The sequence below is a fragment of the Cellulomonas sp. PS-H5 genome (genome assembly GCF_019265565.1).
In the GTDB taxonomy this organism is placed as follows: domain Bacteria; phylum Actinomycetota; class Actinomycetes; order Actinomycetales; family Cellulomonadaceae; genus Cellulomonas.
Map to the genome: position 1 here is coordinate 67,144 of NZ_JAHVCI010000015.1, position 10,551 is coordinate 77,694.

Consider the following 10,551-nt stretch of genomic DNA (forward strand, 5'->3'; position numbering starts at 1 on the left):
GGTGAACCTCCTCGACCCCGGCAGCCTCCTCACGGCGTTCGGGGTCGGCGGGATCTTCGTCATCCTGCTGCTCGAGACCGGGCTGCTGGTCGGGTTCCTGCTGCCGGGCGACACGCTGCTCCTGGCCGCGGGGGTCTTCGCCGCCGGACCCGACCCACGCCTGCCGCTCGCGGGCGTGCTCCTCGCCGCGACCGCCGGCGCCCTGCTCGGTGCCCAGGGCGGCTACCTGCTCGGCCGCGCGGGCGGGCGGTGGGTCACCCGGACCTCCCCCGACGGGCGGCTGCACGCGGCGCTCGACCGCGCCGGCACGATGGTCGAGCGGTACGGGACGGCGCGCACGATCGTGCTGGCGCGGTTCATCCCGGTCGTGCGGACGGTGATCAACCCGCTCGCCGGCATGACGCAGGTCCCGGTGCGCACCTTCACCGTGTGGCAGGTCGTGGGCGGCGCCGTGTGGGCGTGCGCGATCCCGCTGGCCGGCTGGGCGCTCGGCACCCGGGTGCCCGGGCTCGAGCGGTACGTCACCGGGTTGGTGGTCGTCGCGGTCGGGCTCACCGCGGTGACGAGCCTGGCGCAGTGGCTGCGGACGCGGCGCCGAACGGGCGCCGCGACGACGGACGACCTCCGGGGCGGGCGGTAGCACAGCCGACCGCCCGGGGATCACGACCTTCGGGACCCGATCGCGCCTCCCGGGCCAGGGAGACTCGACGGACCCACCCCCGGACGTCAGGACCGCTCGCGTGACCGCCCCCCAGCCCGACGCTGCGTCGGACCCGACCGCTGCCCGCGCCATGTCCGTCACCGTGGTCGCACCCGACCGGGTGCTGCTGTCGGGGCCGGCGGTCCGCGTCACGGTGCCGTCCGTCGCGGGCTCGCTCGGCATCCTCGCGCGGCACGAGCCGGTGGCGGCGCTGCTCGCCGCGGGCGCCGTGCGGGTCGTGCCGGTGGACGGGCCCGAGGTCGAGGTGCACATCACCGGCGGGTTCGTGGTGGTCGACGACCACCAGGTGACGGTGCTCGTCGACGCGACGCGCGCGGACGGCTGACGGCACGGGCCGCATCGGCACGGCACCGGCGGCCGGCGCGCGCTGCGCCCGCACCTCGTCCATGCTGTCCGGCATGACGACAGGGCAGGTGGTAGCGGTCGTGTGGGGTGCGGTCGCCGTCGTGTTCGGCGTGTTCTTCGTCCTGCAGCGCGACCGCATCTCGCGCGCTGCCCGCGACGTGCGTGCGCGACGCGGCGGGCACGTCGGTCCGCGCACCCAGTCACCGGGCCTGATGGCCGCGGGCGGGGCGTTCCTGGTCGTCGCGGGCGCGGCGGTGCTCGTCGCCGGCCTCACCGGCTCGCTCGCCTGACGCCGTACCCCTAACCGGGCGACCGTCGACCTCGCTCACGACGACGCCCCGCCGAGCGCGGGGCTCGACGGGGCGGTCGGTGCTGCGGGATCAGGCCGGGATCAGAAGTCCCAGTCCTCGTCCTCGGTGTTCACGGCCTTGCCGATGACGTACGAGGAGCCCGAGCCGGAGAAGAAGTCGTGGTTCTCGTCGGCGTTCGGGGACAGGGCGGAGAGGATCGCCGGGTTGACGTTCGTCTCGTCCTTCGGGAACAGCGCCTCGTAGCCCAGGTTCATCAGGGCCTTGTTGGCGTTGTACCGGAGGAACGCCTTGACGTCCTCGGTGAGGCCCAGGGGGTCGTACAGGTCCTGGGTGTACTCCACCTCGTTGTCGTACAGCTCGAAGAGCAGCTCGAACGTGTAGTCCTTCAGCTCGGCGCGCTCGGGCTCGGTGAGCTTCTCGAGGCCCTTCTGGAACTTGTAGCCGATGTAGTACCCGTGCACGGCCTCGTCGCGGATGATGAGGCGGATCAGGTCGGCCGTGTTGGTGAGCTTGGCCCGCGACGACCAGTACATCGGCGCGTAGAAGCCGGAGTAGAACAAGAACGACTCGAGCATGGTCGACGCGACCTTGCGCTTGAGCGGCTCGTCGCCCCGGTAGTAGTCGAGGACGATCTCGGCCTTGCGCTGCAGGTTCGGGTTCTCCTCCGACCAGCGGAAGGCCTCGTCGATCTCGGGCGTCGAGATCAGCGTCGAGAAGATCGACGAGTAGGACTTGGCGTGCACCGACTCCATGAACGCGATGTTGGTGTACACCGCCTCCTCGTGCGGGGTGAGCGCGTCCGGGATGAGCGAGACGGCGCCGACGGTGCCCTGGATCGTGTCGAGCAGGGTCAGGCCCGTGAAGACGCGGGTCGTCATCTGCTTCTCGACGTCGGACAGCGTCGCCCAGGACTGGATGTCGTTCGACACCGGCACCTTCTCGGGGAGCCAGAAGTTGCCGACGAGCCGGTCCCAGACCTCGACGTCCTTCTCGTCCTCGACGCGGTTCCAGTTGATCGCCTGGACCCGGTCGACCAACTTCAGCTTCTCGGCCATCACTGCTCCATGTCGTGTCCGGTGCCGCGCCCTCCGCGGCTCGTGCGGGGCGGTGCCCGCCTCGGTCTGCCCCCTATGGTGCACCCTCGCGCGAGCGCGCCGGCCGGGTCAGGACCCGGCCGGCGCACGTCGCGTCAGAGCATGCAGGAGACGCAGCCCTCGACCTCGGTGCCCTCGAGCGCCATCTGCCGCAGGCGGATGTAGTAGATCGTCTTGATGCCCTTGCGCCAGGCGTAGATCTGCGCCTTGTTGATGTCGCGCGTAGTGGCGGTGTCCTTGAAGAACAGCGTCAGCGACAGGCCCTGGTCCACGTGCTGCGTGGCCTCGGCGTACGTGTCGATGATCTTCTCGTAGCCGATCTCGTACGCGTCGTCGTAGTACTCCAGGTTGTCGTTCGTCATGAACGGCGCCGGGTAGTACACGCGGCCGAGCTTGCCCTCCTTGCGGATCTCGATCTTCGACGCGATCGGGTGGATCGACGACGTCGAGTTGTTGATGTACGAGATCGAGCCCGTCGGCGGGACCGCCTGCAGGTTCTGGTTGTAGATGCCGTGCTCGCGCACCGACTCCGCCAGCTCGCGCCAGTCGTCCTGCGTCGGGATGTGCACGCCGGAGGTGGCGAACAGCTCGGCGACGCGGGCCGTCTTCGGCACCCAGGTGCCCTCGATGTACTTCTGGAAGTACTCGCCGGTCGCGTACTTCGAGTCCTCGAAGCCGGCGAACGCCTGGCCCCGCTCCTTGGCGAGCAGGTTCGAGGCACGGATGGCGTGGTACGCCACCGTGTAGAAGTAGATGTTCGTGAAGTCCAGGCCCTCCTCGGACCCGTAGAAGATCCGCTCGCGCGCCAGGAACCCGTGCAGGTTCATCTGCCCCAGGCCGATGGCGTGGCCGCCGCGGTTCGCCCGCTTCACGGACGGGACCGACTCGATGTCGGTCTGGTCGGACACCGCGGTGAGCGCGCGGATCGCGGTCTCGACCGAGCGGCCGAAGTCCGGCGAGTCCATCGCGAGCGCGATGTTCATCGAGCCGAGGTTGCAGGAGATGTCGCGGCCGACGTGGTCGTACGACAGGTCCTCGTTGAAGGTCGAGGGCGTCGAGACCTGCAGGATCTCCGAGCACAGGTTCGAGTGCGTGATCTTGCCCTTGATCGGGTTGGCCTTGTTGGCCGTGTCCTCGAACAGGATGTACGGGTAGCCCGACTCGAACTGCAGCTCGGCCAGCGTCTGGAAGAAGTCGCGGGCCTTGATCTTCTGCTTGCGGATCTGGCCGTTGTCGACCATCGCGCGGTAGTTCTCGGAGACGTTGACGTCCGCGAACGGCTTGCCGTAGACGCGCTCGACGTCGTACGGCGAGAACAGGTACATGTCCTCGTTGTTCTTGGCCAGCTCGAACGTGATGTCCGGGATGACGACGCCCAGCGACAGGGTCTTGATGCGGATCTTCTCGTCCGCGTTCTCCCGCTTGGTGTCGAGGAACCGCATGATGTCCGGGTGGTGCGCGTGCAGGTAGACGGCACCGGCGCCCTGGCGGGCACCCAGCTGGTTCGCGTAGGAGAAGGAGTCCTCGAGCAGCTTCATCACGGGGATGACACCGGACGACTGGTTCTCGATGTGCTTGATCGGCGCGCCGTGCTCGCGGATGTTCGACAGCAGCAGGGCCACGCCGCCGCCGCGCTTGGACAGCTGCAGGGCGGAGTTGATGCCGCGGGCGATCGACTCCATGTTGTCCTCGATGCGCAGCAGGAAGCAGGACACGGGCTCGCCGCGCTGCGCCTTGCCGAGGTTGAGGAACGTCGGGGTCGCCGGCTGGAAGCGGCCGGACACGATCTCGTCGACGAGCTGCAGCGCGAAGGTCTCGTCACCCTCGGCCAGCGCGAGCGACACCATCGCGACGCGGTCCTCGAAGCGCTCCAGGTACCGCTTGCCGTCGAACGTCTTCAGCGTGTACGAGGTGTAGTACTTGAAGGCGCCCAGGAAGGTCTGGAAGCGGAACTTCTTCGAGTACGCGTGCTTGAACAGCGCCTTGACGAACTCCTGGCTGTACTGCGCGAGGACGTCGGCCTCGTAGTACTTGTTCTCGACCAGGTACTCGAGCTTCTCCTCGAGGTCGTGGAAGAAGACCGTGTTCTGGTTGACGTGCTGCAGGAAGTACTGCCGCGCCGCCTCCCGGTCCTTGTCGAACTGGATCTCCCCGTTCGCGCCGTAGAGGTTCAGCATCGCGTTGAGCGAGTGGTAGTCCATCTCGGGCGTGATGGTGATGACCTCGGTCGCGTCGGTCATGCCGGCGTCGGTGAGTGTCGCTGCCAAAATCGTCCCCATCCCTCTCGGACGCGTCGCACGTCCTCGGTCGTTCCCATGAGCTCGAAGGCGTACAGGTACGGGACCTGGCACTTCGCCGCGATGATGTCTCCGGCCATGCAGTAGTGCGCGCCGAAGTTGGTGTTCCCCGCCGCGATGACGCCGCGGATTAGGGAGCGGTTGGTCGCGTCGTTGAGGAACTTGACGACCTGCCGCGGGACCGCGCCGCCCTCGTTGCCGCCGCCGTACGTGGGGACCACCAGGACATAGGGGTCCCGCACGTGCAGGAACGGCTCCGACGGACGGAGCGGGATCCGCGTGGCGTCGATGTCCAGCTTGTCGACGAACCGGCGGGTGTTCTCCGAGACGGAGGAGAAGTAGACCAGGGAGCTCATCGCCCCACCCCTCCTCGCCCCGGGTGGATCGTGGACCCGTGCGGCCGTGCCGCCCGGGTCACCGGGCGGCGCACGACCGCGTCAGGCGACGGAGACCGCGGCGCGGTCGGCGAGCGCCTTGATCTGGTCCGGGCGGTAGCCCGACCAGTGGTTGCCGTCGGCCACGACGACCGGGGCCTGCAGGTGGCCGAGGGACATGACGTAGTCACGCGCGTCGGCGTCCTCCGTGATGTCCACGACCTCGTACTGCAGGCCGGCCTTGTCCATGGCGCGGTAGGTCGCGTTGCACTGGACGCAGGACGGCTTGCTGTAGACGGTGATGGTCATCGCTGTCTCCCCGGTGTGAAAAGGCCTGGCTGGTACGTGCGCCCCCGCGCCCGCCCCGCATGCTGCTGGTGGTGCTGTGGTGCCGCTCTCGGGCCGCTGCGGCCGGGCCGGTCGGGCGTCTCCCGACGTCCCCGGGCCCCTCGTCCAGCGGCGAGTCACGACACTACACCTAGTGGTGCGTCCGGCAAGAGACCACTAGGGCTGGTGTTACACACATGTCGTTTCCACAGGCTGTGCACCGCCGTCCTGGTGTCCGACTTCATCCACAGGCTACGGGCGACCACTGACACTCCCCCGCGTGGCGAGGCCTGCTGGAAGGCCTGGTCGTCCACAGGTATCCCCAGGTCACGCACAGGGTGGCGCACATGTGGACGGGCGCGTTTCACCCGCACGGCGGGGTGACGCACGTCGCCCGCGGGGCCGGGCGGGACCTCGTCGCGGGACGGCGTGTCGTACGCCCGTCGGCGTGTCGCGGTGCGCCGTTGCTCGGCGAGGGGCGCATCAGGCGGACCCGGTCAGGATCACCATGCCCTTGCTGCCGCGCGGCTCCCGGAAGCCCTGTGCCTCCAGCTCCGCCTGCTGCCGGTCGGACGCAGCCGCCGCCCCGACCGTCTCTCCCGGCCCCGCGACGGCGCGGCACAGCGCCGCGGCGTCCGCGAGCGCCGCCGCCCGGTCCGCGCCGGGGTCCCGGAGCGCGACGCGCCCGAGCCACCACGTCGTGCGCACCTGCGGCGCGATCCGGAACAAGCCGCGGCGCTCCTCGGGCGTGCGCTCGGCGCGGTTCCGGAGCCACTGCAGGACGGCCAGCGTCAGCAGGTAGCCGTAGATCGCGCCCATGACGACGAACACCGGGACCGGGGGCATCCCCCCGACGAACGGCCGGAACAGGAGCCAGATCGCGGCTCCGATCGCGATCGCGACGCCCGGGGAGATCGTGCGGCTCAGCGACACCGTGGTCGTGCGGTCGTCGCGGTGGTAGCGGTTCCGGCCGACCGTGAGCACCCGGGCGGGCCAGCACCACGCCGTCAGGACCGTCCGCACGGCGCCGCGAGCGCCCCGGGGCACGCCGTCGGCCGCGAGCGTCCAGGCCACGCCCGCGAGATCGCCCGCCCGGACCGGCTGCCAGCCCACGGTCGCCGCGGCGGCCCGGCGCTCGTCCCGGCTCGGACCCGTCATGGCCGCAGCCTGCCGCAGCGCGCCGCACCGCGCACGACGACGGCCCTCGCGTGGGCACGGAGTCGCTCACGTGGGCGAAGGACGACTCACCGCACACCTCCGCGCACGCCTTGGCGCGCGCCCGCCCCTCGCGCGCGCGGGCGCGGTGAGCAGCTGTCGACCCCCGCGCAGATCGTCACGCGCCCGCAACATCCGCCGCCACGTGCGGAAACATGTACCCGGTTCTGTATACAGACATGAGTACAGACGTGGTCCCCGGCGCGGGACAGGCAGCCGCGGCCGGCCCCGAGGGGTCCGCCACCTCCCGCCGCGAGCGCGTCTACCTGACCATCCGCGACGAGCTGATGAGCGGCCGGGTGTCCCCGTACGAGCGGCTCACCGAGGAGCGGCTGGCCGAGCAGCACGGCGTGTCCCGCACCCCGGTGCGCGAGGCCCTGGCCCGGCTGCTGGCCGACGGGATCGTCGTGAAGCGGGAGAGCGGCCTGCACCTGTACGTGCCGAGCTTCCGTGAGCTGACCGACCTGTACGAGCTGCGGATCACGCTCGAGCTGCGCGGCCTGACCCGGGCGCTCGAGGACCCGACGGTGCACCACGACCGCGCCCGCCTCGAGGGCGAGCTCGCGCACTGGTACGGGTTCCGCGACGACCGCCCCGCGCCGGACGCCGGGTTCGTCAGCCAGGACGAGCGGTTCCACTTCACGCTCCTCGACTCCTCCGGCAACCCGGCGCTGACCCAGGCGCTGGCCCAGACGAACCGCCGGATCCGGTCGGTGCGCATGTACGACTACCTCACCGAGGACCGGATGGCGGCGACCATCGACGAGCACATCGGCATCGCCGAGCTCGTGGTGCGCGACCGGCTGCCGCAGGCGCTGGAGGCGCTGCGCGCCCACGTCGGTGCCTCGCGGGAGGTCGTGATGGAGCGCGCCGCCGCCGCGCTGGAGATGACCCGCCTGATGGCCCGCGAGGAGCAGCGATGACCGCCACGACCACCACCCCGACCACCGGCGGCACCGCCCTCGACCGCGTCGACCGCGCCTTCGCCGCCCTGGAGGCGGCCGGCCGCCCCGACGTGTGGACGCTGGTCCGCGACCGCGCCGACGTCGAGGACGAGGCCCGCGCCGTCGACGCCCGCGTCGCCGCCGGGGAGTCGCTGCCGCTGGCCGGCCTGGTGCTCGCCGTCAAGGACAACATCGACGTCGCCGGCCTGCCGACCACCGCCGCGCACCCCGCGCACCAGGTCGTCGCGGCGCGGTCCGCCACCGTGGTCGACCTGCTGCGCGCCGCCGGCGCCGTCGTCCTGGGCAAGACCAACCTCGACCAGTTCGCGACCGGGCTCACCGGCAGCCGCAGCCCGTACGGCGCGGTGGCGAGCGCCGTGGCGCCGGACCGGGTGTCGGGCGGCTCGTCGTCCGGCTCGGCCGTCGCGGTCGCGCTCGGGATCGCCGACCTGGCCCTGGGGACGGACACCGCCGGCTCCGGCCGCGTCCCCGCCGCGTTCAACCGCGTCGTCGGGATCAAGCCCACGCTCGGGCTGGTGCCGAAGGACGGCGTCGTGCCGGCCTGCGCGTCGTACGACTGCGTGACGGTGCTGGCGCAGGACCTCGACCTGGCCCGGCGGGCGATGGCCGTGATGGCCGCGCCGAGCACGCTCGACCCCTCGTCCCGCACCTGGCCCGCGGACGTCCGGCTGGCGGCCCCCGCTGCGCCGGTGGTCGCGGTGCCGCGCGAAGCCGACCTCGCCGACGTCGCCCCGGGCGTGCGGGCGCGGTTGGACGCCGCGGTCGCGCGGCTCGTCGAGGCGGGCGCGACCACCCGTGTCGTCGACCTCACGCCGTTCCTTGCCGCCGCGCGCCTGCTGTACGGCGGCGGGCTGGTCGCGGAGCGGTACGCCGCGTTCGGCGCGTACCTCGCGGAGCACCCGGAGGGTGCGGACCCGTCGGTCGCCCGCATCGCCGCCGACGCCGGGCGGGTCTCCGCGGCCGAGTACCAGGCGGCCCGGGACGAGGTCGCCGCCCTGCGGGCCACGGCGCTCGCCGCGCTCGACGGCTGCGACGCCCTGCTGGTGCCGACCGCGCCGGAGCACCCGACCCTCGCGGAGGTGGCCGCCGCGCCGCTGACGACGAACGCGCGGCTCGGGCTGTTCACCAACTTCGTCAACCTGTTCGACATGGCGGGCGTCGCGATGCCGCTCGGCCCGACCGGCGCCGGCGAGGCGGGCGTCACCGTCCTCACCCGGGCGTTCGACGACCAGGTCGCGCTCGACCTCGCCGCGCTGCTGGAGAAGGACGGCCGCGCCGACGACGCCGGGTGGCGCGCGCTGCCCGCCGCCGACGCGCCCGCGCCCGCTCCCCTGCCGACGGCGGGCGTCCCGGTCGTCGTGTTCGGCGCGCACCTCCGCGGCGAGCCGCTGCACCCGGAGCTGCTGGCGCTCGGCGCCCGCTGGGTCGGCCCGGTCCGCACGGCGCCCGACTACCGGATGCTCGCGCTCGCCACGACCCCGGCCAAGCCGCTGGTGCACGCCGTCGCCCCCGGGACCGGCGGGACCCTGGAGGGCGAGGAGTACCTGCTCACCCCCGACGCCCTCGGCCGGCTCCTGCTGTCGATCCCCGCGCCGCTCGGCCTCGGCCGCGTCCGCACCGACGACGGCCGCGAGCTCGTCGGCTTCGTCGGCCAGCCCGGCGCCGCGCCGGACGCCGCGGACGTGACGCACCTCGGCGGGTGGCGCGCGGCCCGCGCCGCGAGCGCCGCCGCCGCGCCCACGGCTTCCGGCGCGGCCACCGCCGACCGGAGTGGGCCGGACCGGAAGCCGTAGGCCGCGCCACCCCCCTTCACGACCACACCCTCCCGACCCCCTGCACGCCGAGAGAGAAGAGACCCCCGTGCGCCTCAGCCGCCCCCTCGTGACCGCCTCCGCCGTCCTGCTCGTCGCCGGCCTCGCCGCCTGCTCCCCCGACTCCGCCGGTGCAGCCCCGGCCGACGGCGACGGCCCCACCGTGGTCACCGTCGGCACCCTCAAGGGCCAGCCACACCTCTACGCGCCGTTCCTCTACGAGGACCTGGCGCCGGAGGGCGTCGAGTTCGAGGTCGTGCAGTTCGACACCTCGCCCGACATCAAGAACGCCGTGGTCAGCGGCAACATCGACTTCGGCGTCGCCGGTGTGCCGTCCGCGGTGTCCGGCGCGGCCGCGGGCCAGGACGTCGTGGTGGTCGCCGCGGCGGCCGACGGCGGCTCGGGCATCATCGGCCGCGAGGGCCTGGACGGCGTCGAGTCGCTGGCCGGCCTGACCGTCGGCTACCCGCAGGGCTCGTCGCAGGAGATCCTGCTCCGCCTCACCCTCGAGGCCGCCGGGATGGACGCCGACGAGGACCTCGAGCTGGTCAACCTGCCGTTCTCCGACATGGCGGGCGCACTGGCCGCCGGCCGGATCGACGCGTTCGCCTCCGCCGAGCTCGGCCCGTCGACCGCGCTGCAGGCCGGCGCCGTCGAGGTCGCCTCGCCGTACGACACCCCGGTCGGCCGCGTGAACATCGGCCTCTACACGACCGGCGCGCTGATCGAGAGCGACCCCGAGCTGGTGCAGCAGGTCGTCGACACGCACGTGCAGGCGACCGAGCAGATGGCCGCCGACCCGCAGGCGTGGGCCGACGGCGTGGTGGCCGAGTTCGGCATCGACCAGGCCGTCGTCGACACCGCGGTGCAGAACATCTGGCCGCGCTGGGAGATCGACGACGAGTACGTCGCGCAGGTCGGCGCGCTGATCGAGCAGATGGCGCTGCTGAAGCAGATCGACGGCGACGTGGACACCGACGCGCTGCTCGACACCACGTTCGTCGAGGCCACCGAGGCCGGCGGCGACTCCTGACCACCCGGTGCGCCGGCCCGGCCCGCCCGGGCCGGCGCACCCCGCCCGCGAGGGAGAC

The 10,551-nt window shown here is 72.2% G+C and carries 11 protein-coding genes; 6 read left to right on the forward strand and 5 right to left on the reverse strand.

Translation table 11 applies throughout. The annotated features are described in order from the left end of the window. Position 1 precedes the first annotated feature (1 nt). The 3 genes from J5O08_RS08460 to J5O08_RS08470 all read left to right on the forward strand — a co-directional run bounded on the left by J5O08_RS08460 (position 2) and on the right by J5O08_RS08470 (position 1,356). On the forward strand, positions 2 to 640 hold the full coding sequence (locus J5O08_RS08460) for a DedA family protein (protein WP_218706433.1): 639 nt from the start codon (positions 2 to 4) through the stop codon (positions 638 to 640). 100 nt (positions 641 to 740) lie between these two features. Then, positions 741 to 1,046 (forward strand): hypothetical protein, encoded by a 306-nt coding sequence (locus J5O08_RS08465; protein ID WP_308281486.1) that lies wholly within the window; start codon positions 741 to 743, stop codon positions 1,044 to 1,046. A gap of 73 nt (positions 1,047 to 1,119) precedes the next feature. Next, positions 1,120 to 1,356 (forward strand): hypothetical protein, encoded by a 237-nt coding sequence (locus J5O08_RS08470; protein WP_218706435.1) that lies wholly within the window; start codon positions 1,120 to 1,122, stop codon positions 1,354 to 1,356. 101 nt (positions 1,357 to 1,457) lie between these two features. On the opposite strand, the gene nrdF is transcribed toward J5O08_RS08470, so the two are convergent. From nrdF to J5O08_RS08495, 5 genes are all read right to left on the reverse strand, one after another. Continuing rightward, positions 1,458 to 2,432 (reverse strand): class 1b ribonucleoside-diphosphate reductase subunit beta, encoded by a 975-nt coding sequence (gene nrdF / locus J5O08_RS08475; protein ID WP_218706436.1) that lies wholly within the window; start codon positions 2,430 to 2,432, stop codon positions 1,458 to 1,460. A gap of 134 nt (positions 2,433 to 2,566) precedes the next feature. After that, a complete protein-coding gene (gene nrdE / locus J5O08_RS08480) occupies positions 2,567 to 4,711 on the reverse strand; it encodes a class 1b ribonucleoside-diphosphate reductase subunit alpha (protein WP_218706438.1) in 2,145 nt (714 codons plus the stop codon). After that, a complete protein-coding gene (gene nrdI, locus J5O08_RS08485) occupies positions 4,708 to 5,124 on the reverse strand; it encodes a class Ib ribonucleoside-diphosphate reductase assembly flavoprotein NrdI (protein WP_147795260.1) in 417 nt (138 codons plus the stop codon). Before nrdI ends, nrdE begins: the two co-directional genes overlap by 4 nt. Before the next feature lie 81 nt (positions 5,125 to 5,205). Beyond that, on the reverse strand, positions 5,206 to 5,451 hold the full coding sequence (gene nrdH, locus J5O08_RS08490; protein ID WP_147795259.1) for a glutaredoxin-like protein NrdH: 246 nt from the start codon (positions 5,449 to 5,451) through the stop codon (positions 5,206 to 5,208). Positions 5,452 to 5,952: 501 nt separating this feature from the next. Next, positions 5,953 to 6,627: a hypothetical protein gene (locus tag J5O08_RS08495; protein WP_218706440.1), complete on the reverse strand. Its 675-nt coding sequence runs from the start codon at positions 6,625 to 6,627 to the stop codon at positions 5,953 to 5,955. A 236-nt stretch (positions 6,628 to 6,863) separates the two neighbouring features. On the opposite strand from J5O08_RS08495, the gene J5O08_RS08500 reads away from it, so the two are divergent. The 3 genes from J5O08_RS08500 to J5O08_RS08510 all read left to right on the forward strand — a co-directional run bounded on the left by J5O08_RS08500 (position 6,864) and on the right by J5O08_RS08510 (position 10,493). Further along, complete coding sequence (locus J5O08_RS08500; RefSeq protein ID WP_218706441.1) at positions 6,864 to 7,607, forward strand: GntR family transcriptional regulator; 744 nt, start codon at positions 6,864 to 6,866, stop codon at positions 7,605 to 7,607. Beyond that, positions 7,604 to 9,442 (forward strand): allophanate hydrolase, encoded by a 1,839-nt coding sequence (gene atzF, locus J5O08_RS08505; RefSeq protein ID WP_218706442.1) that lies wholly within the window; start codon positions 7,604 to 7,606, stop codon positions 9,440 to 9,442. The genes J5O08_RS08500 and atzF overlap by 4 nt, the downstream gene beginning before the upstream one ends. A gap of 67 nt (positions 9,443 to 9,509) precedes the next feature. Continuing rightward, positions 9,510 to 10,493 carry an ABC transporter substrate-binding protein gene (locus J5O08_RS08510; protein ID WP_218706443.1) on the forward strand — a complete coding sequence of 328 codons (984 nt, stop codon included), beginning with the start codon at positions 9,510 to 9,512 and terminating at the stop codon, positions 10,491 to 10,493. Positions 10,494 to 10,551 lie beyond the last annotated feature (58 nt).